Annotated in this window: 22 protein-coding genes; 13 read left to right on the top strand and 9 right to left on the bottom strand. The window is 62.9% G+C overall.

Annotated elements, in window-relative coordinates; all coding sequences use genetic code 11:
- Positions 1 to 230: 230 nt before the first annotated feature.
- Positions 231 to 2627 (top strand): arylsulfatase, encoded by a 2397-nt coding sequence (locus NFH97_RS19220; RefSeq protein WP_157033156.1) that lies wholly within the window; start codon positions 231 to 233, stop codon positions 2625 to 2627.
- 70 nt (positions 2628 to 2697) lie between these two features.
- Positions 2698 to 2895 carry a hypothetical protein gene (locus NFH97_RS19215; RefSeq protein ID WP_124804775.1) on the top strand — a complete coding sequence of 66 codons (198 nt, stop codon included), beginning with the start codon at positions 2698 to 2700 and terminating at the stop codon, positions 2893 to 2895.
- Positions 2896 to 3099: 204 nt separating this feature from the next.
- Here the strand turns inward: NFH97_RS19215 and NFH97_RS19210 are convergent, their stop codons facing one another.
- Positions 3100 to 3897 (bottom strand): M48 family metallopeptidase, encoded by a 798-nt coding sequence (locus tag NFH97_RS19210; protein WP_045993710.1) that lies wholly within the window; start codon positions 3895 to 3897, stop codon positions 3100 to 3102.
- Between the two features lie 215 nt (positions 3898 to 4112).
- Here NFH97_RS19210 and gdhA point away from each other — a divergent pair, with 215 nt between their 5' ends.
- Together gdhA and NFH97_RS19200 are read left to right on the top strand one after the other, a co-directional pair.
- On the top strand, positions 4113 to 5465 hold the full coding sequence (gene gdhA, locus NFH97_RS19205; RefSeq protein ID WP_349622633.1) for an NADP-specific glutamate dehydrogenase: 1353 nt from the start codon (positions 4113 to 4115) through the stop codon (positions 5463 to 5465).
- A gap of 171 nt (positions 5466 to 5636) precedes the next feature.
- A complete protein-coding gene (locus tag NFH97_RS19200; RefSeq protein ID WP_108133393.1) occupies positions 5637 to 6473 on the top strand; it encodes a hypothetical protein in 837 nt (278 codons plus the stop codon).
- A 122-nt stretch (positions 6474 to 6595) separates the two neighbouring features.
- Here NFH97_RS19200 and NFH97_RS19195 read toward each other — a convergent pair whose 3' ends face one another.
- Positions 6596 to 8302 carry a potassium/proton antiporter gene (locus NFH97_RS19195; RefSeq protein WP_349622634.1) on the bottom strand — a complete coding sequence of 569 codons (1707 nt, stop codon included), beginning with the start codon at positions 8300 to 8302 and terminating at the stop codon, positions 6596 to 6598.
- A 188-nt stretch (positions 8303 to 8490) separates the two neighbouring features.
- On the opposite strand from NFH97_RS19195, the gene NFH97_RS19190 reads away from it, so the two are divergent.
- Positions 8491 to 9717, top strand: coding sequence for an ABC transporter substrate-binding protein (locus tag NFH97_RS19190; RefSeq protein WP_052704430.1), 1227 nt, complete (start codon positions 8491 to 8493; stop codon positions 9715 to 9717).
- 25 nt (positions 9718 to 9742) lie between these two features.
- Here the strand turns inward: NFH97_RS19190 and NFH97_RS19185 are convergent, their stop codons facing one another.
- Positions 9743 to 10522: an alpha/beta fold hydrolase gene (locus tag NFH97_RS19185; protein WP_045993713.1), complete on the bottom strand. Its 780-nt coding sequence runs from the start codon at positions 10520 to 10522 to the stop codon at positions 9743 to 9745.
- A gap of 192 nt (positions 10523 to 10714) precedes the next feature.
- Positions 10715 to 11404 (bottom strand): 7-cyano-7-deazaguanine/7-aminomethyl-7-deazaguanine transporter, encoded by a 690-nt coding sequence (locus NFH97_RS19180; protein ID WP_045993714.1) that lies wholly within the window; start codon positions 11402 to 11404, stop codon positions 10715 to 10717.
- Between the two features lie 711 nt (positions 11405 to 12115).
- Here NFH97_RS19180 and NFH97_RS19175 point away from each other — a divergent pair.
- Positions 12116 to 12445 (top strand): ArsR/SmtB family transcription factor, encoded by a 330-nt coding sequence (locus NFH97_RS19175; RefSeq protein ID WP_045993715.1) that lies wholly within the window; start codon positions 12116 to 12118, stop codon positions 12443 to 12445.
- A gap of 173 nt (positions 12446 to 12618) precedes the next feature.
- Here the strand turns inward: NFH97_RS19175 and sohB are convergent, their stop codons facing one another.
- Complete coding sequence (gene sohB / locus NFH97_RS19170) at positions 12619 to 13650, bottom strand: protease SohB (RefSeq protein ID WP_045993716.1); 1032 nt, start codon at positions 13648 to 13650, stop codon at positions 12619 to 12621.
- 143 nt (positions 13651 to 13793) lie between these two features.
- On the opposite strand from sohB, the gene NFH97_RS19165 reads away from it, so the two are divergent.
- Complete coding sequence (locus tag NFH97_RS19165) at positions 13794 to 14102, top strand: SCP2 sterol-binding domain-containing protein (RefSeq protein ID WP_045993717.1); 309 nt, start codon at positions 13794 to 13796, stop codon at positions 14100 to 14102.
- Positions 14103 to 14140: 38 nt separating this feature from the next.
- Here the strand turns inward: NFH97_RS19165 and nudC are convergent, their stop codons facing one another.
- The 4 genes from nudC to NFH97_RS19145 are packed head-to-tail and all read right to left on the bottom strand — an operon-like array spanning position 14141 to position 16900.
- Positions 14141 to 14917, bottom strand: coding sequence for an NAD(+) diphosphatase (gene nudC, locus NFH97_RS19160; protein WP_222516780.1), 777 nt, complete (start codon positions 14915 to 14917; stop codon positions 14141 to 14143).
- Positions 14917 to 15693, bottom strand: a complete 777-nt coding sequence (gene dnaQ, locus NFH97_RS19155) for a DNA polymerase III subunit epsilon (protein ID WP_222516779.1) — start codon at positions 15691 to 15693, stop codon at positions 14917 to 14919. The genes nudC and dnaQ overlap by 1 nt, the downstream gene beginning before the upstream one ends.
- Before the next feature lie 47 nt (positions 15694 to 15740).
- On the bottom strand, positions 15741 to 16175 hold the full coding sequence (rnhA, locus tag NFH97_RS19150) for a ribonuclease HI (protein WP_231498692.1): 435 nt from the start codon (positions 16173 to 16175) through the stop codon (positions 15741 to 15743).
- A gap of 23 nt (positions 16176 to 16198) precedes the next feature.
- Entirely contained in the window at positions 16199 to 16900 is a 702-nt protein-coding gene (locus NFH97_RS19145; RefSeq protein WP_315900829.1) for a class I SAM-dependent methyltransferase, read from the bottom strand.
- Positions 16901 to 17108: 208 nt separating this feature from the next.
- On the opposite strand from NFH97_RS19145, the gene gloB reads away from it, so the two are divergent.
- From gloB to NFH97_RS19115, 6 genes are all read left to right on the top strand, one after another.
- The gene (gene gloB / locus NFH97_RS19140; RefSeq protein ID WP_045993722.1) at positions 17109 to 17876 is read left to right on the top strand and encodes a hydroxyacylglutathione hydrolase; all 768 of its coding nucleotides are present in this window, start codon (positions 17109 to 17111) and stop codon (positions 17874 to 17876) included.
- A gap of 74 nt (positions 17877 to 17950) precedes the next feature.
- Positions 17951 to 19144: a transglycosylase SLT domain-containing protein gene (locus NFH97_RS19135; RefSeq protein WP_502878705.1), complete on the top strand. Its 1194-nt coding sequence runs from the start codon at positions 17951 to 17953 to the stop codon at positions 19142 to 19144.
- Positions 19145 to 19189: 45 nt separating this feature from the next.
- Positions 19190 to 21016: an extracellular solute-binding protein gene (locus NFH97_RS19130; protein ID WP_045993724.1), complete on the top strand. Its 1827-nt coding sequence runs from the start codon at positions 19190 to 19192 to the stop codon at positions 21014 to 21016.
- 190 nt (positions 21017 to 21206) lie between these two features.
- Positions 21207 to 22280 carry a microcin C ABC transporter permease YejB gene (locus NFH97_RS19125; RefSeq protein ID WP_083970510.1) on the top strand — a complete coding sequence of 358 codons (1074 nt, stop codon included), beginning with the start codon at positions 21207 to 21209 and terminating at the stop codon, positions 22278 to 22280.
- 2 nt (positions 22281 to 22282) lie between these two features.
- Positions 22283 to 23356 carry an ABC transporter permease gene (locus tag NFH97_RS19120; RefSeq protein WP_231498690.1) on the top strand — a complete coding sequence of 358 codons (1074 nt, stop codon included), beginning with the start codon at positions 22283 to 22285 and terminating at the stop codon, positions 23354 to 23356.
- Positions 23346 to 24935 carry an ABC transporter ATP-binding protein gene (locus NFH97_RS19115; RefSeq protein WP_349625386.1) on the top strand — a complete coding sequence of 530 codons (1590 nt, stop codon included), beginning with the start codon at positions 23346 to 23348 and terminating at the stop codon, positions 24933 to 24935. The genes NFH97_RS19120 and NFH97_RS19115 overlap by 11 nt, the downstream gene beginning before the upstream one ends.
- The last annotated feature ends 22 nt before the right edge of the window (positions 24936 to 24957 follow it).

The following is a 24957-nucleotide window of genomic DNA, read 5'->3' as shown; positions in this document are numbered from 1 at the left end:
CATGCCCCTGCCAGGACCATGCGGCAATCCTGACCGGGGTCAATCACCCCAGATAACGTCGCGTCATCTCCCCTCAGTGTTATCGCCGCCGATAGCTCGGCCTGCTGTGATAGGCGCTCAACGATTTCTGAACGAGTCGCTACCGAAACACAGCAACGATTGTCGCCAGGGACACGCCCGTCGAGCCAGCGTTTCCATGCGCAGCAATCCGCTATCGAGGAAGGTGTGTCATGCAGAGGTCCATGCAAGTCATGGTCGGCGTCCTCGCCGGCCTGGTACTGCTCTCTCCCGTATCGGGCCCGGTTGGGGCAAGCCAGCCCGAGACCGGTCGGCCCGAGACGGACGGAGCGTTATTACCCTTCGCCCCCGCCCCCATGCCGAGCGATGTACCACCTCGCCTCCAGGACGCCACCATGCAGTGGCCGGACGAGCCGTCCCACCTGCCGGAAGACGCCCCCAATGTTCTGATCGTCATGCTGGACGATGTGGGCTTCGGGGTGTCCGAGGTCTTCGGTGGCGAGATCAGGATGCCAGCGCTGTCGCGCCTGGCCGATGAAGGCATCGAGTACACCGGCTTTCATACCACGTCCATCTGTTCTCCCACGCGGGCGTCTCTGCTGACCGGTCGCAATCATACCCGGGTGGGCTCCGGGACCATTGCTGAACGAGCGGTGGCCTTCGACGGCTATACCGGCGTGATTCCGAAGAATGCCGCCACCATGGCCGAGGTGCTCAAGCAGTACGGCTACCACACCGCCGCCTTCGGCAAGTGGCACAATACCCCGGCGGTCGAGACGACAGCGATCGGCCCCAAGGATCGCTGGCCCACCGGCTATGGTTTCGAGCACTTCTATGGCTTTCTGGGGGGCGAGACGTCCCAGTGGGAGCCACGCCTGACCGTGGACACCCTGCATATCGAGCCCCCCGAAGACGATCCCGACTACCACCTGACCGAGGACCTGACCGACCAGGCGCTCGCGTGGCTCGCCGACTACCGGGCCTTCGATCCGGACAAGCCGTTTTTCATGTACTGGGCGCCGGGTGGGGCCCACGGCCCCCATCACGTTGCACCGCAATGGGCCGATCGCTACGACGGCCAGTTCGACGATGGCTGGGATGCCTACCGCGTGCGCACCCACCAGCGACAGCTCGAGATGGGCATCATTCCGCCGGGCACAGAACTCACGCCACGCGACGACAGCCTGCAAGGGTGGGACGAGATTCCCGAGAGCCAGCGCGACTTCCAGACTCGCCTGATGGAAATCTACGCCGGCTTCGTGGAGCACACCGACAGCCAGGTCGAGCGACTGCTCGAGGGCATGGCGGAAATGGGGCTCAGAGACAATACCCTGGTCATCTACATCGTCGGGGACAATGGCTCCAGTGCCGAAGGCCAGCACGGCTCGATCAGCGAACTGCTGGCCCAGAACAATATCGGCAGCAGTGTCGCCCAGCAGCTGGAGGTACTGGATCGCATGGGCGGCCTCGATGTTCTCGGCAGCCCCCAGACCGAAAACATGTACCACGCCGGCTGGGCCTGGGCGGGCAGCACTCCCTTCAAGGGCACCAAGCTGCTCGGTGCCTATTTCGGCGGGACCCGCAACCCCATGGTCATCTCCTGGCCCGGCCATATCGCACCGGATGAGCAGGTACGTCACCAGTTCCACCACGTGGTGGATATTGCCCCGACCCTCTACGACATTCTGGACATCCCGCTGCCGGACGTCGTCAACGGCTACCCGCAGATGCCGATGGACGGTATCAGCCTGGCCTACACCTTCGACGACGCCGATGCCCCCGGACGCAAGCACCACCAGTTCTTCGACAATAACGGCAGTCGAGGGCTCTACCTGGATGGCTACTTTGCCGGTACCTTTGGCCCGCTGGTTCCCTGGGATACCTCGAGCGCGGCACAGCGGATCGCCGACTGGGATTCCGCCGAAGATGTGTGGGAACTCTACGACCTGCGAAGCGATTTTTCCCAGGCCAGAGATCTGGCCCACGCTCAGCCTGAGCGACTGGCCATGATGAAACAACGCTTCATGGATATCGCCGAGGACAACAAGGCCTTCCCCACCGGTGCGGGCAACTGGCTTCGCGTCCACCCCGAGGACCGGGTCAAGACGCGCTACGATCACTGGACCTTTACCCAGACGACCCAACGCATGCCGGAATTTTCGGCCCCCGGCGTTGGTCGCCAGAGCACCCGGGCCAGCCTGCGTATCGACACCGGCCAGGGCGATGCCGAGGGCGTGCTGTATGCCATCGGGGGTGCCGGCGGCGGGCTCAGCGTCTATCTTGATCAGGGCAGGCTGACCTACGAGTACAATATGCTGCTGATGGAGAATACCCGCATTCGCACAGCCGCCCTGGCCCCGGGCAGCCACGACATCGTCATCACCACCCGGATCCCGGTGCCCGGTAAAGCGGCGCAGGTGACGATCGAGGTGGATGGGCAGACCGCGGCGGAAGGTCAGGTGCCCTCGACGGTTCCCCTGGCCTTCAGCGCCAGCGAGACCTTCGACGTGGGCCGCGATCTGGGCTCCCCCGTCTCACGCCACTACGCAGAGCGACGCCCTTTCGCCTTTGGCGGCAAGCTAGAAGCCTTTACGATCGAGCTGCTCTAATTGGTGAAGCTTTCGAACTTTACATCGGCAATCAGGGTCATACCCGTGAACTATGCCGAGATGGATGGACATGAAGCATTATCGTGTGGAGAGTTATCAAACAAGAACAATGAAGCGCACCCGCTGGGCGGTGGTGGCATTTTCGGATTCCTCTCCCAACGCCTCACGGCGGGTGGTCTCTCGCCACGATGGACAGGACGAAGCCAGGGCCGCCGCCGCGGCCCTGGCCTTTGAAGACAAGCTCGGCCGCACGCCCACCAACGTCTGACCCACCTGTTGATCTGATTTTCACGCCGTCTTAGCGAGCGCAGGCACTTTTCGCACAAGCCCTAGGCGCTGTCCGAAAAGTCGACGAGCGAAGGTTAGACAAGGCAAAAATCGGTGAGAAAGCGCAGTTTACGGGGTGTAAATGAGCATGTTGATCCGATTTTTAACGCCGTATTACCGAGCGCAGGCACTTTTCAGACAAGCCCTAGCAGCGGCTGGGCGAAACGCCTCTGTAAACCTCCTTGGCCTGCACCATCTCGGCACGCAACCCTTCGATACGTGACTGATGCCCCGGATGGGTGGACAGGATCTCCGGCGGTTGATCACCGCCAACCGATGCCATATTGCGCCAGAGGGCGACGCTCTCGCCGGGATCGAATCCGGCGCGCGCCATGATGGCCAGCCCCATCACGTCGGCTTCGGACTCATGGGCACGACTGAACGGCAAGGCGATACCGAGCTGGCTGCCGATGCCCAGCGCCTGGAGCAAGGGCTCCTGACCCACGTCGCCCTCGCTCATCAGTCCTACCACCAGCAGCACGGCCTTGATGCCCAGTTGCTGGGTCAATCGTTCGTTGCCATGGTCGGCGAGCACATGGGCGATCTCGTGACCGACCACCGCCGCCAGCTGGGCGGGCGTCTGAGCGACCTGCAACAGCCCCGAGTGCACGCCGATGCGCCCTCCCGGCAAGGCAAAGGCATTTGGCGAGGGATTGTCGAACACGACCACCTGCCAGTCGTCAGGCATCTCGACCTTGGGATAGACGAGCCGCGCGGACTTGATCAAGGCGTCGCTGACACATTGGACCTCGGCCTTGATGGCGGCATCGGTGGAAAGCGGTAGCTGGCTTCGCATCTGCTCAAAGGCGTCACCCCCCATGTCGCTCATCACGAAGCCAGGCACCAAGGCAAGCTGGCTACGCCCGGTGGGTGTCTCGTCGCAGCCCCCCAGCCCGACGGCCAGCAATAGCGTCAGTACCACGGGAAAATAGGATCGTTTCATCGAGCCTGACCTTTTCATGAAAAGCTGCTGGGCGACCATCGCCCTATCGTCTGAATGATGCCGTTTGTCACGGTGTTTGACTACGGCCGAAGTCAGACGCATCTGGAATTCGCCATAAAGCGCATCCTGCTGTCTGACCAGCCGCCCCACTCCTATAGTGAACGAGCCAGCGACGGCACAACGCCGAAGGAAGCCTCAAGAAAGGAGACGCGGCCGTGGATTACCTGCACAACACTCTGGAAGGGCTGAAAGCCACCAGTCCCGCCCAGGCGGAGTTCTATGCCGCTGCAGAGAAGATCCTGGCGTCCCTGAGGCCTCTGCTGGAGTCAGACTCCCGCTACCTCGAGCACGCCATCATCGAGCGACTGGTGGAGCCCGAGCGCCAGCTGATGTTTCGCGTCTGCTGGACCGACGACAACGGCAAGATCCAGGTCAACAAGGGGTACCGTGTCCAGTTCAACTCGGCTCTCGGCCCCTACAAGGGGGGCCTTCGCTTTCACCCCAGCGTCAACGCCAGCATCATCAAGTTTCTCGGGTTCGAGCAGATCTTCAAGAACGCTCTGACCGGACTCGCACTCGGTGGCGCCAAGGGCGGCGCCAACTTCGACCCGCGCGGACGCTCCGACGGGGAAATCATGCGCTTCTGCCAGGCGTTCATGACCCAACTGGTGGATCATCTTGGGCCCACCGTGGATGTCCCTGCGGGCGATATCGGCGTCGGCGCCAGAGAGATCGGCTACCTCTATGGCCAGTACAAGCGACTGACGCGACGTCACGAAGGGGTGATTACCGGCAAGGGGCTGGACTGGGGCGGATCGCTGGGCCGCAAGGAGGCCACCGGCTACGGCGCCGCCTACTTTGCCCAGCACATGCTGGCAGCCCGGGGTGAAGAACTGCGCGGCAAGACCTGCCTGGTCTCCGGCGCGGGCAATGTCGCCATCTATACCATCGAGAAGCTCCATCAGCTGGATGCCCTGCCGGTCACCTGCAGCGATTCCGGTGGCTGCCTCCACGACCCGGACGGCATCGATCTGGAGGCTCTCAAGCGCTTGAAGGAGGTCGAGCGCGTCTCGCTTGAAGGCTACCTGAAGGATCACCCCCGGGCCCGCTTCATTGCGCTGGACGACTACCCCGCCGACGGCCACGCCGTCTGGCGCATCCCTGGCCAGGTCGCCTTTCCCTGCGCGACCCAGGGCGAGGTCACCCTGGCCGACGCCGAGGCGATGCTCGCCAATGGGCTCGAGTGTCTATGCGAGGGGGCCAACCTGCCGACCCTGCCGTTGGCGGTGGACCGTCTGCTGGAGGCCCGCATCGCCTACGCCCCCGGCAAGGCGGCCAACGCCGGCGGCGTCTCCACCAGTCAACTGGAAATGGCGCAGAACGCCAGCATGCAGATCTGGCCGCTGGAGAAGGTCGATGCCCACCTCCAGGCGATCATGGCCAATATCCATCGCTGCTGTGCGTCCACCGCAGAGGAATTCGGCGAGCCCCACAACCTGGTGCTGGGCGCCAACATTGCGGGATTCAGGCGCGTCGCCAATGCCATGATCGACCAGGGGGCCTGGTAAATCCTGGGACAGGTTTGTCCGGGGGACGGTTGGCAACAAGGACCCTGCCGATCCGCCCGCCGGCAGATAAGCACAAAAACGCATATTACATGCAAGACCGACTACACTATGCCGAAATAGCAATCGAGCCCGCGTTGCAGGGGCTCTCTCATCGGCTGGGGGAATGTCGGGATGCATCAGGGAAGAGTCAGGATTCGGGGCGGCGAGCTCTGCGAACAGAATGGCCTGAGGGTGAACGTTCCGTTAGCCAGCAGATCCGTTGGTGCCGCGCTGCTGATCGGCACACTGGCGATCAGCCCCGGCGTCCTGGCCGAGCAGGAACTCGGACAGGCCGCCTCCGACCCCACTGCGCCACTGATGAACTTCCAGCTACAGAATTCCTGGAGCCCGGAAGTCCACGGCACCAATGATTCACAGAACATCGTCCAGTTCAGAACGGCGCTGCCCTACCGGCTGGCGGGCCACCAGCACATCTTTCGCCTGACGGTGCCCTCACTGACCGAGGATCCCGGCGGTTCCACCGGCCTTAGCGATTCTACGGTGTTCGACCTCACCACCTTCGAACACTCCTGGGGTCGTTCTGGCTTCGGTGTGGTCGCCCTTCTGCCGACCGGCGGTGAGCATCGTGGCGCCGAACAGTGGGGTCTGGGTCCGGCGGTCGGGTTTGCGGCCTCGCGGGGCTCCTTCCTGTATGGCGCCTTCAACCAGAACATCTTCAGTGTCGCCGGTGAGGACGATCGCGAGGACGTCAACCTGAGCATCCTGCAGCCCATCATCAATCTCGGGCTCGGCCAGGGCTGGTCAGTGGGCACTTCGGAGATGAACATCACCTACGACTGGGAGCACAGCGACTGGAGCAGCCTGCCCGTGGGTGGCCGACTCAGCAAACTGGTAAAGCTGGGAGACTCCCCGCTGCAGATCAGTGGTCTGTATGAACACAACTTCGCCGACGACTACGCCGTGCCCGAAGACCAATTTTCGCTGCAGTTCAAGTTGCTGGTGCCCTGACGGGCTCTTCCAGGGCATCTTGGCAAGGGGCTTTCTCGACAGACCCCGCTCGATAATTTCCGCCCGGTTATTTCCGCTCGATGCTTTCCGCTCGATTCTTTCCGATACTGGAACGCTGCGCCTCAGTAGAGGCGCAGACCCACACGGGTGATATGGTTGCCTTCCATCTCGCTCACCACCCAGTGGATGCCATGCCAGTCGACGTCGTCGCCTACCACCGGATGCCCGCCCAAGCGTAGCCCCATGAATTCGCCCAGTGTCAGCGAGGCCTCGCCGGGGCTCAGGGTCAACGCATAGGCATCGGCCACATCGCCCATCCTGGCGTCCGCATCCAGGGTAAAGGTGCCGAAGAAGGCTCGCTGCTGGCGATGCTTGGCGTCGCCGTTGAACAGCCGGTTCAATGCTGGCAGATCGTCGCTCTTGCCGATGACACAGATGATATCGTCGATGCGCAACTGTGTACTGCCCTTGGGGTGCAGCATCACGTGCTGGCGGAACAGGGCAGAGATCAAGGCACCTGAGGGAAAGCGCAGCAGCCGAATCGGGACGTCTTCGAGATCGGCATTTTCGACCTTGTAGACGAACATCTCGAAGTCGTTTTCAGGCAGGATGCCAAGTGGCCCCCGATGATTGGGAGTGGCACTGTCCGGCACCATGACCTTCATGCGGCGTGCCATCCAGGGCAAGCTTCCGCCCTGGATCAACAGCGACAGCAACACCACCGCGAAGGCCACATTGAAGTAGAGGCCGGCTTGCTCGACGCCACCGATGACAGGAAAGATCGCCAGCACAATGGGAACGGCACCGCGAAGCCCCACCCAGGAAATGAACCCTACCTCTCGCCAGCGGAAATGGAAGAACGGCTTGAGCGTCAGCACCACCGCCAACGGACGCGCCACGAAGATCAGCGCAAGGGCCACGATCGAAGCTGGTAACAGCACCTCCAGCAGTGCCGAAGGTGTCACCAGCAAGCCAAGCACCAGAAATAGCCCGATCTGACTTAGCCAGGCCAGTCCGTCATGCACCGGCAAGATGAAGTTGAGGTGCCGCCCCGGCTGATTGCCGATCATCAATCCGGCCAGATAAATCGCCAGGAAGCCACTGCCCCCCAGGGCACTGGTCAAGCCAAAGACGCAGAACCCCAACGCCAGGGCCAGCAGCGAGTAAAGTCCCGGTGCAAGATCCACATAGCGCAGCAAGCGACCGATCAGCCAGCCCGCGCCAAGCCCGATGGCGATGGCCATGGCGAACTGCTGAACAAAGAACAGCAGCATGTCCATGGGGCCACCGAGGTCCCCCACCAGCGCCTCGACCAGCACCAGGGTGAGAAAGATCGCCATGGGATCGTTGGTGCCGGACTCGATTTCCAGGGTGGCGCCGACCCGTTCATTGAGGTTGAGCCCTCTGCCACTGAGCATCGAGAAGACCGCCGCAGCGTCGGTAGAACCGACGATGGCCCCGACCAGCAGGCCCTGCAGCAACGATAGATCGAAGACCCACATCGCCAGCAGACCGACCAGACCGCTGGTGATGAAGACCCCGACGGTAGCGAGCCCCAGGGCGGGTTTGAAACCGACACGAAAGGTCTTGAGCCGTGTCCTCAGGCCACCATCCAGCAGGATCATCGCCAGGGCGAGATGGCCGATGACAAAGGCCAGCGAGTAATTGTCGAAGTCGATACCCAGCAGGCCGTCTTCACCCGCCAGCATGCCGAGTATCAGGAACAGCACCAGCAGTGGCACACCGGCCAGAGCGGAAAGCCGACTGGCCAGCACACTCAGCGCAATCAGCGTTCCACACAGAAGAAAGAGACTATTGATCGAATCCATGCGCATCCCTTGCAACGTTCATCATGATTGTCTCACGCCCGGCCCCACGCCGCGATCTGTCGAGTGTAACGTGATTCATCGAGCGCACTTCGAATTACCAGGATGTTGATGGATGCCGCTGGTGAACGAAGCTCGCCCTTGGATACACTAGCGCGCTGGTACGAATGCCTGACCCATGGAGATTGTTGATGCCCAAGTCGTCGCCCAGGCAACACCGGCTAATCCGGCTTGCGGGCTTGAGCTTGCTGCTGGCAAGCCTCGGCGCGTTGCCCCCTGCCCTGGCCGAGCCGGAGGCGCCCGCTGAAGCCGCAGCGCAGCAACAGGCAGCGCCGCCCCTTGCCCAGGAGCAACAGGTCGAGACTTCTTCCGAGCAGATTGGCGGAACGCCCCCTACAAGCGCCGAAGCGGCGGTGGTGAGCGATATCCTCGAGCGCTACCGTGGATTGCCTGGTGGACCCGGTATCGACACGCCCGCGATGCCGGTGGCACCGTCGGCCACGGCGGCTCCTGCCGATCCGATCGCACCGCCACCGGTCACCGAGCTGACTCTAGTGCTGGAATGGTCACCCGGGCCGCAGCACGCTGCCTTGCTGGTGGCTCAGGAGAGGGGGCTGTTCTCGCGGCGCGGACTGAACGTCGTGCTGCAGACCCCCGCCGATCCCGACGTACCTGCCAAGCTGGTGGCGGCATCCCAGGCGGATCTGGCACTGACCGACCAGCTGACCCTGCACCGGCTGGTGGACCAGGGGCGCCCCATCATCAGGGTAGCCACCTTGAGCGAATTGCCACTGTCGGCGCTGCTGGTACGCGAAGATGCGGACATCGACTCGGTGCTGGGACTGATCGATCACCGGATCGGCTACGCGCAGCGCGCGGGACAAGACGTCTTGCTCAGGGCCATCCTTCAACACGAAGGATTGAACCTGTCCCATGTCGAGGCCAAGGACGTGCACTTCAGCGTGATACGCGCGATGAACGAAGGCTGGATCGATGCCTTTATCGGCGGCGCGGCACTGTCTCTGCCGCGAGAGCTCGCCGATCTCGGCATCGCTACCCGCGCCATGCCGACCGAGACACTGGGTATCCCGGTGCATGACGGCCTGGTCGTCGTGGCCAACCAAGACCACTTTCAGGCACAGAAGGACGCCATTCGCGCCTTCGTCGACGCACTGGAACAAGCCACACGCTGGATCATCGACCATCCCGCCGCGAGCTGGGAGATCATGACTCGACTCGAGCCGACCATGGACAGCCCCGCCAATGCCGAGGCCTGGCCCGACATCAGGCGCCGACTCAGCCTGCGCCCCGGCGCCATGGATCACGGCCGCTATCGTCGCCTGGAGCGCTATCTACATGACCAGAAGATCGTCGAACGCTTGACCCCGATCTCGCGCCTGGGCAAGGACCCCGGCTAAACCACAGACGCCTTGATTGCAGTGGCTAGTCGTCCAGAGAGGCCAGAAACTCGGCCACTTGCTCCTGAAACTCCTGCGCCCGCTCGGTGTGCAGCCAGTGACCAGCGTCCAGGGTCTTGACTTCGGCCCTGGGCAGGACGGCGCGCAGCGACTCAAGCAGGTCATCGGCGACGTAGTCGGAGCGACTACCGCGCAACACCAGCGTCGGCACATCGATGCTTCCTTCGCCACCGGGCGGTGCCATGATCTGGCCGTAGCCGGCTTCGATCGCATCGAGATTGACCCTTAGGCGTAGTACGCGATCGTCGTCGCGCACCAGATTGGTAGCCAGAAACATGCGGGTGGGCTTGTCGTCGATCACCTCAGCCATCAAGGCATCGGCCTCTCGCCGGTCGGTAGGCTCACCCTGTTCGACACGCCGCAGTGCGCTGAAGACGCTATCGTGACGGTGTTCATAGGCGACCGGCGCGATATCGGCAACGATCAGCGACGCCACCAGCTCAGGATGAAGCCTGGCCAGGGTCATCACCACCTTGCCGCCCATGGAGTGGCCAAGCAGGTGCCCTCTGGTGACGCCGCAGCGGTCCATCACCGCTGCCACGTCTTCGGCCATCTGGTCATAGTCCATACCCTCGGCATGAGGAGAACGGCCATGATTGCGAAGATCCAGGGCGATCACACGGCGCTCGCCCGACCACTGTTTGACATGGGAGCGCCAGTTGTCGGCGCTACCCAGCAGGCCATGAACGATGACCAATGGCTCTCCCTGACCACCACTGTCCGTATATTCCAGGGAAACCGTCATAGCTGCACTCCTTTGAGCGATCGAAGGTTGGTAGAGAGCCGGTAGAACGTCGTACTTCACGACACCAGCATAGTACTGAACGTGCCAGGCGGGGCGCGGAGCCAGGCAGCAAGCACAGCCATAGCAAACCAGGGCGGGGCTAGATCGCAACACCGGCCCAGCAGGCTCAACCGCCGGGGATCGAGGCCCTTATCAGCGTCCCTCTCCCCGAGCGACCTGCTCCGGCCAGACGTCCTGACTGCCGGTCACCGCCACCAGTCGCTGGCTCAGATAACGCAGCAGCACGCCGTACAGGGGCAGGAAAAAGGCCAGACTGATCGCAAGTTTGATGGCGTAGTCGACCGCTGCGATTTCTGGCCAATGCTGCGCCATGAACGGGTCAGGGCCAGCCTCGAAGGCGATGGAGAAGAACGCCACGGTATCCACCAGATTACCGACCAGGGTCGACGCCGCCGGCGCCACCCACCAGTGCTTGAGTCGCCTGAGCCGGTCGAAGACCTGCACGTCGAGCAATTGTCCGAGCAGGTAGGCCATGAAACTGGCCAGTGCGATCCGGGCGACAAACAGATCGAAACCATCGAAGGCTGCAAGGCCAGCGAAGCCGCCCTGCGGGAAGACCACCGAGACAACGTACGACACCACCAGCGCGGGCAGCATCACGCGCATCACGATGGCGCGCGCCGGCCCCTTGCCGAACAGGCGTACCGTCAGATCGGTGGCCAGGAAGATGAAGGGAAAGCTGAAAGCGCCCCAGGTCGTGTGCAAGCCAAATACCGTAAACGGCAGCTGGACCAGGTAGTTGCTGGCGGCGATAACGACGATATGGAAAACGACCATCAGCGCCAGCAGGCGACGGCGCTGTTCGAAGGACAGAGTGAACATCATGATTCCTTTTTCGCAAGGGGTGAGGGAACCCTGGGAACAACCACAATACGGCTACAGGCACGCCTGGCTGCGATACCTCTGGATGGCGCAAGATTTCGAGCCGTATGGCGATAAGTCTCGCGCCACCGCGTGGGGTGCAAATTTTGCGGCAGAAATTATACGAGACAAGCCTGCGCCTTGCCAGCACTCCCTTGCTCGACCCCTTCCCCTTTACCCACAGGCCACCCCGGGTAGACGGGCAAAATCAGATAACTGCAGATCCAGGCACCAGATGCGCCATACAGGATACCTAGAGAAACCTGATATTGCACAATATTGTCAGTCTGCTAAATACAAATACAAGAAACAACGCGATGGACACACTTTGAAAAACTTATTATCTAATTCTGCCGAAACGGTCACAAACACGCGTTTAAGACGCGTTTACTTCAACAATGCGCTATTATTGAGAAGTTTCTTAATCACTAACGGAAAGAAAGGCTTCGGCTTTCATCAGCGACCAAATGAAAGGAGTCCTGCGCCCCGGACCAACACTATTCCGAGGAGCCGGATACGCCGAATCCGACTAGCGGATCTCTTCGATGAGGATGACAAGCCATCCATGCACAACACCTCGATCCCTATTGCCGTCCATCTCGGGTGGCGCCTAGCGCCACGACGTCCAACGGGTGAAATTCGTGTCAGTCACCGCTGCAAGGGAGAGTGCTGATGAACAGCTCACAACGTGTTGCCGGCCGCCTGCTTGAGGGTGGAGATGCCGTGGTAGACAGAGCGAGCGGCCTGCTGAAAGCCATCGCCAACGACAATCGCCTAAGAATCCTGTGTCTACTTGAAGGCAACGAGCTGTCCGTGACAGAGCTCAATCAACGCCTGAGCCTGAGCCAGTCGGCCCTATCCCAGCACCTTGCCATCCTCAGGCGAGCCGAGCTGGTCAGTACTCGGCGCTCCTCCCAGACCATCTACTACTCGCTGCAAGGCGACAGCGCGAGCATCATGATCGCCGCCATCGTCAAGATGAACGCAGCCAACGACGACTGAGGCGCGACCACAGACTTTGCAGGCGCTTCGCACCCGATAGCCCTCACTGGAGGGCATCGGGCTCGCTCGATGGACAGAACGACACGGGCAGGCGGAGCTGGGGCGGCTCAGGTCAGGCAGCATTGTGATCCAATATTGCGATCCAATATTACGAACCACGACGCGGGCTTCGCCTACCGATGCTCCCAGCCGGACGCATCGACACGCTCTTCCACCCGATCGAGCGCCTGCTCGACCATGCCAGAGGCGGAAAAACCAAGACGCTCGGCCAGTGATGGCACCGCCGCAAGCCTCAGGCTCAGCACCTTGCCACGTTCCATCGCCTTGCTGAGATAAGCCTCGCTGGTGGTGACCTCATCCGCCAACCCTCTGGACACGGCCTCTTCTCCGTACCAGACCTCGCCGGTAGACACGGCGTCGATATCCACGCCGGAGCGGCGCTGGTCGACGTAGTCCTTGAACTTGGCATGGATGGCGTCGAGGTCCGCCTGCAGCTTGTCTCTGCCTTCCTCGGTGTTTTCGCCCAGCACGGTGAGCGTGCGCTTGTAGCGCCCGGCGGTCACCAGCTCCACATCGACGTCATGGCGCTTGAGCAGGCGGTGGATATTGGGGATCTGGGCCACCACCCCGATGGAGCCGATTACCGCAAACGGGGCCACCAGGATGCGTTGTGCGTTGCACGCCATCAGGTAGCCGCCGCTGGCCGCCACCTTGTCCACGCAGACCGTCGTCTTGAGGCCCCCCTCGGTGAGCCGGTGCAGTTCCGCCGCCCCCTGCCCATAGGTGTGGACCAGGCCTCCGGGGCTCTCCAGCCGAATGACCACCTCGTCCCCTTCCTTAGCCACACCAAGCAGCAAGGACACTTCGCGAGCCAGGCGGTCCACGCCGCTGGCCTTGAGGTTGCCATGAAAATCGATCACCCAGGTGGTGGCGTTCGATGCCACGCCTTCGTCCTGCCTGGGCTTGGTATCCCGACGCCACGGCCAGCGCAGACGAGACCGCTTTTCTGTGCCTGTCCTGGCTTGTACCAAACGCTCGCGCCACTGACGCTGACGCTGACCCAGGTCCTCGATCCTGAGTTGCTCCCTGGGTACACTGCCGCCACCCTTGGCCCGGGCAAGCACGATCAGCGCCAACAGCACGACCCCTGCCACCAGCAGTAGCTGAACAAAAAAGGTCAGGATCTCACCCAGCCAGTCTTCCATCGCTCTCTCCCTGTCAGCCGGCACAATTCTGCAAAGACCTGGACCTTGACGGTCATAGGCCCTGAACGGCGCCCGGCCTTGATTGAAACATTCGTTTGAAATACGCTGCCTGACAGCGACTCACACAACTGCAAGGAATTCTCATGTCACAGACACTCGATACGCTACGCTCTCGCTTCAATCCTGACGCTGCCCAGGGCATGCACGAGATCTTCCAGTTCCACTTCAGCGATACCGAGGATCACTATGTCGTCATCGACGATGGCGCACTGGACATCCAGCAGGGCGAGCACGACGATCCCTCTGTCAGCCTGAGCATGAGCAGCGACACCCTCAAGGGCATCATGACCGGTGATATCAACGGCATGACAGCCTTCATGACCGGCAAGCTCAAGGCGACCGGCAATATCATGCTGGCGACCCGCCTGACCGAGCTGTTTCCCGAGAAGTGATGCTCAAATGGGCAGTGGCTACTCCCGGCGACTGCCCGTCAGGACCGACCGTCACGCACCTCGGACAGGTGCAACTCGATCAACTCCCGCGAGATCGAATAAAGCGGCGGCAACTGCGGTAGCTGCCGTGGCGAGAACCAGGCGGCGTCTTCGATCTCGTGGCCGTCGATCACGATGCGTCGGCTTGCCGCCTCGACCAGATAGCCCAGCATCAGGGAGTGGGGAAAAGGCCAGGCCTGACTGCGAATATAACGCAGCCGCCCCAGCTTCAGACCGACCTCCTCGTGGACCTCGCGATGCACCGCCTGCTCCGCCGATTCTCCCGGTTCGATGAATCCTGCCAGGGTGGAATAGCGTCCGGGTGGAAAACGCGGGCTACGAGCCAGCAACAGCGACTCCCCGTGGGTCACCAGGGTGATGATGCAGGGCGAGATGCGCGGGTAGTTGCGATGGCCGCAATTGTCGCAGTGCATCGCAAACTCGTGTTCCAGACGCCTGGCTGGGCTGCCGCAACGCCCGCAAAACCGGTGGTTGCCCATCCAGGCACCCACCTGCAGCGCCGTTGACACCAGCCCGTACCATGACTCGGGCAACCTCGACAGCCAGCTACGGCCGTCTGGCCAGTCGGCGCCTGGGCTGTCTTCAAGACGCAGCCCCACCGGTTCGTCCGACCACCAGCACAACGGCTGAACACGCTCATCCCAGGGCTCGACCGGCCCCAGCGGCGTATTGTCCAGGCCAGGCGCCATACAGCCCTTCGACAGGCGAATGATACGCCCCGACTCGACACCTCTTGGCAGCTCCCGATGCAGCATCAGACACCGTCCTGCGTGGCGCTGCCGGGGCCGGCGTAGGCAGGGTCCAGGTCGTCCCAGCGACACTCTCCTGCCTTGCCACGCACCTTGTCGAGCTTGGCCAGATGGGCCGCCATCTCCTGATCTGTCGGGCGTACCACGCTCAGCCGCCCCGGCTCCAATGACAGCCGACGCACCGAAAGCTCGCCGGGCACCGCCGCCTGCTGGTCGCTGTCGTTGCCCGCATCCAGGGTCAGGGCGGTCTGCCCACCGGTCATCGCCAGATAGACGTCTGCCAGGATCTCGGCATCGAGCAAGGCCCCGTGCAGCACGCGGTGACCATTGTCGATATCGTAGCGCTTGCAAAGGGCGTCGAGGCTGTTGCGCTGCCCCGGGTGCAGTCCCCTTGCCATGGTCAGGGTATCGAGGATACGACAGTGATCCTTGACGGGCCCTGCATATAGCTCGGGGTGGGTGGCCTTCAACAGCTTGAATTCGTGGTCGATGAAGCCGACATCGAAGGGCGCGTTATGGATGACCAGCTCGGCCCCGCGAATAAACTCCCAGAAGTCGGCCGCCACCTCGGCGAAAACCGGCTCATTGGCGACCCGCTCGTTGGTGATGCCGTGGACACCGATCGCCTCGGCATCGATCTCACGCTCGGGGTTGATGTATTGATGGTAGGAATTTCCGGTCAGACGCCGGTTTATCATCTCCACGGCGCCGATCTCGATGAGACGGTGGCCGTCGCGCGTCTCGATACCGGTGGTCTCGGTATCCAGTACAATCTGTCGCATTCTGGGTCCCTGAAGTCGGATGGGCTGTGGGGTGTGGGCCGACGGCGTCAGGCGCCTTCCAGCAACTCGTCGATGGCCTCGTTGACCAGGGCGTCGGCGGCCTCGTTTCCAGGGTGGCCGCTGTGCCCCTTGACCCAATGCCAGCTGACCTGGTGTCGGCGTGTCTGCTCATGCAGCTCGCGCCACAGATCGGCGTTCTTCACCGGCTGCCTGGAAGCCGTCTTCCAGCCACGCTTGATCCAGCCATGGATCCATTCGGTGATGCCCTTGCGCAGATACTCCGAATCGGTCCAGAGATCCACGTGACACTCGCGCTTGAGCGTCTTCAGCGCCATGATCGCGGCGGTCAGCTCCATTCGGTTGTTGGTGGTATCACGCTCGGCGCCCTTGAGCGACTTGCGGTGATCCCCGCTTTCCAGCAGCGCTCCCCAGCCGCCGGGTCCGGGATTGCCGCGGCAACCCCCGTCGGTGTAAATGGTCACGACAGGGAGTGAATCGGGAGTGGTCAACGCATTGCTACCTTCTTCTGCTTGGGGGTCTGCCGCACACTGGGCTCGAGCCTGGTGGTGCCGAGTGCGGTGTTACCGACCGGCAAGCCGAACAGCGGGCGTTTTCCCTGGGTACAGGCCAGCTGCGAGCGGCAGCGAGCCTGGATGATATAACAATCGCCCAGGGGCAGGTTGTGGCGCCGGCCGAGGGTTTCCAGCATGCCATTGCCACCGGCGAGCCCCGGCAGGCGAAATCGGCAGTAGTCTACCCGCTCGATCTCGAAGTCGACAAACTGAAGCCAGTCCTTCATCGTCCGCGGCGTTCGCCATACGCCCTGCCCCGGCATCTGCCGCCGGCGGCGAGGCCGCACCCTCATCAAACCCGACGATGACAGCGGGGACCAGCCAAGCAGTACCAGTCGCCCCTGCGGCGAGACCACCCGGGCGGCCTCCTGCAGAAGCTGGTGGGGGTGGGACACCACCTCCAGCAAGTGATTGAGCACCACCACGTCCATCGCTCCGTCGGGCAGTGCCAAGCGCTCAGGGCGGCAAACCAGCGTGCTGGAACTTTCCGCCAGCTCCCTGGTCGGAGACCACCGTATCCAGTGGCGAACCGCGCTCATGTCGGCCAGTGGCTCGGCCAGTGACATTTCAAGACCGTGCTGGCCGCACCAGCGTTCGGCCAGCGGGCCCAGGCAGGCTCGCTCGGAACGCCGCACGGCGCACCCGCTGTCACTGGACCAATAGCGTCGAGCGTGCCGCACCAGGCACGCGAGCTCCATCGGCTCCGACGCATTTGACATAGTCGACCTGTGCCTCCAAAGTGTCTGATTTTGCAAGGCGAAAAAACGAAGTTTACTGAAGTCTGCGCCGGCCGCCCAGCTAGATGCTGCCCGCTCAAGGCTCGCTCCGAGGACCCTGCCGACCATGTTAAGCGTGACACCGATTCCAGCCTTTAGCGACAACTATATCTGGCTGCTGCGCCAGGATTCGAGTCAAGAGGTCTGCGTCGTGGATCCCGGTGACGCCGAGCCTGTTCTGCGCTTTCTCGAACGTGAAGGGCTGAGCCTGGGCTGCATCCTGCTGACCCATCACCACCATGACCACACCGGCGGCGTTGCCGAACTGATCCAGCGCTATTCGCCCCGGGTGATCGGGCCGGATAACCCCGAGATCGCAGGCGTCGACGAGATCGTGCGTGACGGTGACGAGTTTCGCGTCATGGGCCGCCTGTTCGAGGTGATGGCGGTGCCTGGGCATACCCTGGACCATCTGGCCTTCTTTACCGCAGGCATCCCGCCGCTGCTGTTCTGTGGGGACACCCTGTTCAGCGGTGGCTGCGGACGCCTGTTCGAAGGTACCCCGGAGCAGATGAAGGGGTCCCTCGACCGACTGAATTCCCTGCCGGCGGATACACTGGTATTCTCCGCGCACGAATATACATTGGCCAACCTCGCTTTTGCGAAGGCGGCCAACCCCGGCAACCCCGACGTTGCCACCGCCTTCGACGAATGTCAGAAGGCACGAGATCTGGACCGACCCACGCTGCCTACAACGATGGAACGTGAGCGCCGCATCAATCCCTTCCTTCGTTGCGATGATGAAGATGTCAAGCGCGCTGCCTCAGCCCATGGGTCGACCGATAGCACGGACGCCACCTTTGCCACGCTAAGAGCCTGGAAGGATTCCTTCTGAACGGCTCGGCGTCCTGAACCATCGTCCCACAGGACGCCCGCGATAAGCATCGCGGGCCAGGAGTTTCTGTACGCATGACATTTCACACGACCCGTAGACGACTTCTTGGCGCGGCCAGCAGTCTGGCCCTCCTTGGCTCGTTGATGGCCGGTGCCTATGCATCCCAGGCCTCGCCACTCCCCCCCGGTGGCGCCATGCCATATGGCGGAACCAGCGCTGACGCAAGCGCCGCGCCTTCGCATCAACACCTGACTCGCCACTTCTGGGATGCCCTGGAACTCGAGCCGCAGGATGCCTGGACAAGTCTGCGGGCGGATTTCCAGTGGCAGGACCAGCCGGTCAATGCCCGCGTGCAGGAATGGATCGACTACTACCAGGACAGCCCCCATAACGTGGCGGAGATCACCGAGCGCGCCCGCCCCTGGCTCGCCTGGATCACCCAGCAGGTCGAATCTCGTGGTCTGCCGGGCGAGATCGCGCTGATCCCCTTCGTCGAGAGCTCCTTCGATCCCAAGGCACGTAGCCACTTTGGCGCCGTCGGACTGTGGCAGATCATGCCGCGTACCGGTGACGCCCTCGGCCTCAAGCGCAATGGTGCCTGGGATGGCCGCAATGATGTCGTGGCCTCCACCCGCGCCGCCCTGGACTACATCGAGATGCAGGCGGATCAGTGGTACGAGGGCGACCTTCAGTTGTCACTCGCGGCATACAACGCCGGCGCCGGCACCGTCAACAATGCCCGCCGTGCGGCACAGGCTCGCGGACTCGCCGGCGACTACTGGGATCTCAACCTGCCCTCGGAGACCATGGCGTACGTGCCGAAGCTGATGGCCATCTCGCGGATCATCAATGATCCCGAGCGCTATGGCGTCAACCTTCCGGAGATCAGCGGCTCGGCGGCCTTTGCCAAGGTCTCGGTCACCGCACCGATCTCGTTGAACAAGGCAGCCGCTCTGGCCGGAGTGACCACCCACGAGCTGAGCGAACTGAACCCCGGACTCAAGTCGCGCAACGTCAACCCGCGTCACACCCGTCAGATTCTGGTGCCGGCAGAGAGCGCCGCCACCCTGCGCAATGCCTTGAGCAACCTGGGGCAGATCGAAGTGGCCAGCGCCTCCGACGAGACCCATGTCGTCGAGAGCGGAGACACCTTGAACCGCATCGCCATGCTTCATTCCATCTCGCCTCGGGACCTGGCACGCTGGAATGGCATCGACAACCCGCAGGCTCTTCAACCCGGTCAGCAACTGACACTTTCCGGTCGGTAAAGCGGGCGCCACGGTGGCGCCCCTCAGGACAAGGACTCCACCGCCATGCGACAGGTGGCAATTGGCGCCTGCCTGCTGGGCGCCCTGCTGGCGACCGCCAGCGAGGCCGCAGACGTTTCCAGCGTGCCCACCGTGCACGCCCTTCCGCTCTATGGTGAGCCGGCCCTGCCGGCTGACTTTCGCCACTTTCCCCATGCCAATCCTGATGCTCCGTCAGGCGGTGATTTGATTCGCGCCGCCCAGGGCAGCTTCGATTCGACCAATCCGTTTATTGTTCGTGGCACGCCAGCCTCTGGCCTTACACAGATCTACGACACCCTGCTCGAATCGAACCCGGGAGAGCCCTTCACCATGTATGGGCTCCTGGCCGAGGGTATCCGCCTGGACCCCGAACGGCGCTGGGTCGAGTTCGACCTGCGCCCCGAAGCGCGCTTCCATGACGGCGAACCCATGGACGCCCAGGACGTGGTATTCAGCTTCGAGACGCTGACCACCAAGGGGCAGCCCTTCTACCGCGCCTACTACAGCGATGTCGACAGCGTCACCGCCATCGACAGCGACACCGTGCACTTCGACCTCGGTGACAGCGAAAGCCGTGAACTGCCGCTGATCCTGGGCCAGATGCCGATCCTGCCCGAGCACTACTGGCGTGATCGCGACTTCGAGGCGGTGACCCGCGATTCGCTGCTCGGCTCCGGCCCCTATCGGATCGCCGAGGTCGATCCGGGCCGCCGCATCGTCTACGAGCGCGTCGACGACTACTGGGGTAGCGAGGTACCGGTCAACGTCGGCCGACACAATATCGGACGGCTGATCTACGACTACTATCGCGACCAGACGGTGGCACTGGAGGCCTTCAAGGCCGGCAATCTCGACTTCCGCCTCGAGAATTCCGCGAGCAACTGGGCCACGGCCTACGAATTCCCGGCGCGCGAGCAGGGCTTTGTCAGGCAGCTTCAGGTCCATGACGGCCAGCCCGCCGGCATGCAGGCCTACGTCATGAACCTGCGCAAGGCCAAGTTTCAGGATCGCCGCGTGCGCGAGGCGATCACTCTTGCCTTCGACTTCCCGTGGCTGAACAGAAACCTGTTCTACGACGCCTATGCGCGCACCGACAGCTACTTCGAGAATTCCGAGATGGAAGCCACCGGCTTGCCGTCCGAAGACGAGCTGGCAATGCTCAAGCCCTTCCGCGACCAGCTGCCGGAGAGCGTCTTCAGCGAGCCACTGCCGATGCAGCAGCCCCAGGAGATGCGTCCACGCCTGAGGAAGGCCCTGGAACTCCTGCGTGAGGCCGGCTACGAGGCCCGTGACGGGGTAATGATCGACCCCGAGAATGGCGAGCCACTGCACGTCGAGATCCTGCTTTACAGCACCCAGTTCGAGCGCATCGCCCAACCGCTGCTGCGAAGGCTGGCCCGACTGGGGGTGCAGGGCAATATCCGTACCGTCGACGTCAATCAGTACCTCAATCGTCTGCGCAGCTTCGACTTCGACATGGTGGTGGGCAGCTTTCCGCAGTCCTTGAGTCCCGGCAACGAACAGCGTGAGTTCTGGGGCAGCGAGTATGCCGAACGCCCCCAGAGCCGGAATCTGATCGGCCTTCAGGATCCCGTCATCGACGCTCTGGTCGATCGCCTGATCGCCGCCGACTCGCGCCAGGCACTGGACACCGCCGCCCAGGCGCTGGACAGAGTGCTGCGCTGGGGCTTCTACGTGGTCCCGCAGTTCCATCTGGCCGCCCACCGCATCGCGGTGTGGGACAAGTTTGCCTGGCAGGAGCCCTTCCCCGAGTACACGCTGGACCTGAGCGCCTGGTGGGTAGACCCTGAACGCGAGGCGGTCATCGAGGATCGTCAGCGTAGCCGTTGATTCAACGGCGGCCCAAGGGCGCTGTGCTGTGGTAAGAAGGTCAAAGATTCAGAGGGCAGGCGCACGTGTCCAGCCCGAACGGCAGGCCCGACCACGCCGGCGGCCCTGATACAGAAAATGTTTCTGGTGGTGCGAAGCGTCGTGCGAAACGACGCTTCGCCTTGGCAAACCCAATCCTCAAGGAAATGCCGTGGGTGCCTACGTACTGCGCCGTCTGCTGCTGATGATCCCCACCCTGCTGGGGATCATGCTGCTCAACTTCATCATCGTCCAGGCCGCGCCGGGCGGGCCCATCGACCAGTTGCTGGCACGTTTCGAGGGCTTTTCCAGCGAGGCCAGTACGCGTCTGCAGGGAGGTGGCGGCGAGACCATCGATAGCGGCGAGTCTCGCGGCAGCCGCGGGATCCCCGAGCAGTTCATCACCCAGCTTGAGCAGCAGTTCGGCTTCGACAAGCCGGCCCATGAACGCTTTATCGACATGATGGTGGACTACGCCACCTTCGACTTCGGCGAGAGCTTCTTTCGCGGCGAGGCGGTCACCACCCTGATGTTCGAGCGACTTCCGGTGTCGATCTCGCTAGGTCTGTGGACGACCCTGCTGGTGTATCTGGTGTCGATCCCGTTGGGGGTACGCAAGGCCTTGAGACACGGCTCCGCCTTCGATGTCTGGACCTCCGGCCTGGTCATCGTCGGCTACGCCATTCCCGGCTTCCTGTTCGCTATCCTGCTGATCGTGCTGTTCGCCGGCGGCAGCTACTTCGACGTCTTCCCGCTGCGAGGGCTGACGTCACCGGACTTTTCCGAGCTCAGCGCCTGGGGCAAGGTCAAGGACTACCTGTGGCATATCGTGCTGCCGGTCAGCGCCTCGGCCATCGGCAGCTTCGCCACCCTGACCATGCTGACCAAGAACAGCTTTCTCGACGAGATCCACCGCCAGTACGTGCTGACCGCCCGGGCCAAGGGTGCCAGCGACAGGCGGGTGCTCTATGGCCACGTCTTCCGCAACGCCATGCTGATCATCATTGCCGGGATGCCGTCGGCGCTGATCGGGATCTTCTTCACCGGCTCGCTGTTGATCGAGGTGATCTTCTCGCTCAACGGGCTGGGCCTGCTCGGTTTCGAGGCGGTCATGCAGCGTGACTATCCGGTGATCTTCGGCACCCTCTACCTCTACACCCTGATCGGCCTGATACTCAAACTGGTTTCCGACCTGACGTACGTCTGGGTGGATCCGCGCATCGACTTCGAGACACGGGAATCCTGATCGTGCCTAGCCTTTCTCCCATCACCCGCCGTCGCCTCGCCGTCTTTCGCCACCAGCGCCGTGCCTGGTGGTCACTGTGGGCCTTCGGCCTACTGTTCGTGCTCAGCCTGGGGGCCGAACTCATCGCCAATGACAAGCCGCTGCTGGTGCAGTATCAGCAGCAATGGTACTTCCCGATGCTGGTCGACTATCCGGATACCGTTTTCGACGGCTTTCTGCCGACCGCGGCGGACTATCACGATGACTTTACCCGCAACGCCATCGAGTCGGATGGCTGGATGCTGTGGGCGCCGATTCCATTCTCCTACGACACCCTGGACGAGTATCTCGACCACCCTGCGCCGTCACCCCCGGATGGCCGCCACTGGCTGGGTACCGATGACCAGGGTCGTGACGTGCTGGCGCGGGTGATCTACGGCTTTCGCCTGTCGGTGATCTTTGCTCTGGTGCTGACCGCCGGGTCGCTGGTGCTGGGGGTGCTGGCCGGTGGGGTGCAGGGCTATTTCGGCGGCAAGGTCGACCTGATCGGCCAGCGCCTGACCGAGATATGGTCGGGGTTGCCGGTGCTGTTCCTGCTGATCATCCTGGCCAGCCTGGTGGAACCCAATCTGTGGTGGCTGCTCGGGATCATGCTGCTGTTTTCCTGGCTCGGACTGGTGGATATCGTGCGTGCCGAGTTTCTGCGTGCGCGCAATCTGGAGTACGTACGGGCGGCCAAGGCCATGGGGCTGCCGTCACATCTGATCATGTGGCGCCATGTGCTGCCCAACGCCATGGTGGCGACCCTGACCTTCATACCCTTCCTCTTCACCGGCGCCATCACCACCCTCACGGCGCTGGATTTTCTCGGTTTCGGGCTGCCGCCAGGTTCGCCATCCCTGGGCGAGCTGGTGGCCCAGGGCAAGAACAACCTCCAGGCACCATGGCTTGGGATTACCGCCTTCATGACCCTGGCGGTCATGCTGTCGCTGCTGGTGTTCATCGGCGAGGGGATCCGCGACGCCTTCGATCCGCGCCACGTCCAAAGCGCCAGCGGCAACACGACACCGCAAGGAAGCCCCGCGCATGAACAATGACACCCTGCTGTCGCTGGATCGGCTGACGATCGGCTTCGGCGACACCACCGTGGTCAAGCAACTGTCGCTGGACGTCAGGCGCGGAGAGACCCTGGCGCTGGTGGGTGAGTCGGGGTCCGGCAAGTCGGTCACCGCGCTTGGCGCGCTCAACCTGCTGCCGCCCAACGCCACAATCAAAGGCGGTAGATGGCTCGGCGACACCGACCTGTCGCGGCTGACGCCGCGCAAATGGCAGGGGCTGCTCGGCAACCGCGTCGGTTTCGTGTTTCAGGAGCCGATGACCTCGCTCAATCCGCTGCACACCATCGGACGACAGCTGGCGGAGACCCTGCGCCTGCACCAGGGCCTGCGAGGCCGCGGGGCTCGCCACCGCTGCCGCGAACTGCTGGAACAGGTAAAACTGCCGCGAGCCGAGGAACTGCTCGATGCCTGGCCCCACCAGCTGTCCGGCGGGCAGCGTCAGCGGGTAATGATCGCCATGGCCATCGCCAACCAGCCTGAGCTGCTGGTGGCCGATGAACCCACCACCGCCCTGGACGTGACCGTACAGCAGGAGGTGCTCGCCCTGCTGGCCGAGCTGCGTGATCACCACGGCATGGGCATGCTGTTCATCACCCACGACCTGAACCTGGTGCGTCGACACGCCGACCGTGTGTGTGTCATGCGTCATGGCGAGCACCAGGAAACCGGGACCGTCGAGCGGGTCTTCCAATCGCCCCAGAGCGCCCACGCGCGGGAGTTGCTGGACGCCGAGCCGCAAGGTGTCCCGGCCCCCTGTGGCGATGCCCCGACCCTGATCGAGGCCCGCCAGCTAAGCGTCACCTTCGAACGACGCCGACGCCTGTTCCAGCGTCGCCAGCCTGGCTTCGAGGCGCTGGCCCCGCTGGACTTGCACATCGCCGCCGGCGAGACCCTGGGCGTGGTCGGCGAATCGGGATCCGGCAAGACCACCCTGGCCTCCGCTCTACTGCGCCTGAACCAGGCCAAGGGGGTCATCGACTTCGCCGGCGCCAGGCTGGATCAGCTATCGGGCAAGGCACTGCGCCAGCAGCGCAGAAATCTGCAGATCGTGTTCCAGGACCCCTACGGCTCTCTCTCTCCGCGAATGCCGGTGGCGGATATCATCAGCGAGGGACTTCGCTATCATCAGCCTGAGCTTTCCGAGCAGGAAGTCAGCGCTCGGGTCCGTGCGACCTTGCGAGAGGTGGAGCTCCCGGAACACGTCGCCCAACGCTATCCCCACGAGTTCTCCGGCGGTCAGCGCCAACGCATCGCGGTGGCCCGAGCGATCATCCTCGAGCCGCGCCTGATCGTACTCGATGAACCGACCTCGGCACTGGACAGGACAGTGCAGAAACAACTGATCGCCCTGCTCAGGGACCTCCAGGCACGGCGCGGACTGAGCTATCTGTTCATCAGCCACGACCTGGCGGTGGTGCGCGCCATGGCCCACAGGGTGATGGTGCTGAAGGAAGGCCGTCTGATCGAACAGGGGGCCTGCATGGACGTACTTTCCCGGCCGGCCGATCCCTACACCAGGGCTCTGGTCAAGGCGGCGGGGCTTGAGCCCCAGAGATGAAGCAAGGCTGACAAGAGGTGTC

This window comes from Halomonas sp. SCS19, from assembly GCF_040147015.1.
GTDB lineage: Bacteria > Pseudomonadota > Gammaproteobacteria > Pseudomonadales > Halomonadaceae > Halomonas > Halomonas litopenaei.
This window is presented reverse-complemented; position numbering and strand designations above follow the sequence as displayed.

What these genes read in the sequence shown, in the direction of transcription:
- NFH97_RS19220 (WP_157033156.1), top strand. Translation starts at nt 231, where the DNA reads ATGCAGAGGTCCATGCAAGTCATGGTCGGCGTCCTCGCCGGCCTGGTA.
- NFH97_RS19215 (WP_124804775.1), top strand. Translation starts at nt 2,698, where the DNA reads ATGAAGCATTATCGTGTGGAGAGTTATCAAACAAGAACAATGAAGCGC.
- NFH97_RS19210 (WP_045993710.1), bottom strand. Translation starts at nt 3,897, where the DNA reads ATGAAACGATCCTATTTTCCCGTGGTACTGACGCTATTGCTGGCCGTC.
- NFH97_RS19200 (WP_108133393.1), top strand. Translation starts at nt 5,637, where the DNA reads ATGCATCAGGGAAGAGTCAGGATTCGGGGCGGCGAGCTCTGCGAACAG.
- NFH97_RS19195 (WP_349622634.1), bottom strand. Translation starts at nt 8,302, where the DNA reads ATGGATTCGATCAATAGTCTCTTTCTTCTGTGTGGAACGCTGATTGCG.
- NFH97_RS19190 (WP_052704430.1), top strand. Translation starts at nt 8,491, where the DNA reads ATGCCCAAGTCGTCGCCCAGGCAACACCGGCTAATCCGGCTTGCGGGC.
- NFH97_RS19185 (WP_045993713.1), bottom strand. Translation starts at nt 10,522, where the DNA reads ATGACGGTTTCCCTGGAATATACGGACAGTGGTGGTCAGGGAGAGCCA.
- NFH97_RS19180 (WP_045993714.1), bottom strand. Translation starts at nt 11,404, where the DNA reads ATGTTCACTCTGTCCTTCGAACAGCGCCGTCGCCTGCTGGCGCTGATG.
- NFH97_RS19175 (WP_045993715.1), top strand. Translation starts at nt 12,116, where the DNA reads ATGAACAGCTCACAACGTGTTGCCGGCCGCCTGCTTGAGGGTGGAGAT.
- sohB (WP_045993716.1), bottom strand. Translation starts at nt 13,650, where the DNA reads ATGGAAGACTGGCTGGGTGAGATCCTGACCTTTTTTGTTCAGCTACTG.
- NFH97_RS19165 (WP_045993717.1), top strand. Translation starts at nt 13,794, where the DNA reads ATGTCACAGACACTCGATACGCTACGCTCTCGCTTCAATCCTGACGCT.
- nudC (WP_222516780.1), bottom strand. Translation starts at nt 14,917, where the DNA reads ATGCTGCATCGGGAGCTGCCAAGAGGTGTCGAGTCGGGGCGTATCATT.
- dnaQ (WP_222516779.1), bottom strand. Translation starts at nt 15,693, where the DNA reads ATGCGACAGATTGTACTGGATACCGAGACCACCGGTATCGAGACGCGC.
- gloB (WP_045993722.1), top strand. Translation starts at nt 17,109, where the DNA reads ATGTTAAGCGTGACACCGATTCCAGCCTTTAGCGACAACTATATCTGG.
- NFH97_RS19135 (WP_502878705.1), top strand. Translation starts at nt 17,951, where the DNA reads ATGACATTTCACACGACCCGTAGACGACTTCTTGGCGCGGCCAGCAGT.
- NFH97_RS19130 (WP_045993724.1), top strand. Translation starts at nt 19,190, where the DNA reads ATGCGACAGGTGGCAATTGGCGCCTGCCTGCTGGGCGCCCTGCTGGCG.
- NFH97_RS19115 (WP_349625386.1), top strand. Translation starts at nt 23,346, where the DNA reads ATGAACAATGACACCCTGCTGTCGCTGGATCGGCTGACGATCGGCTTC.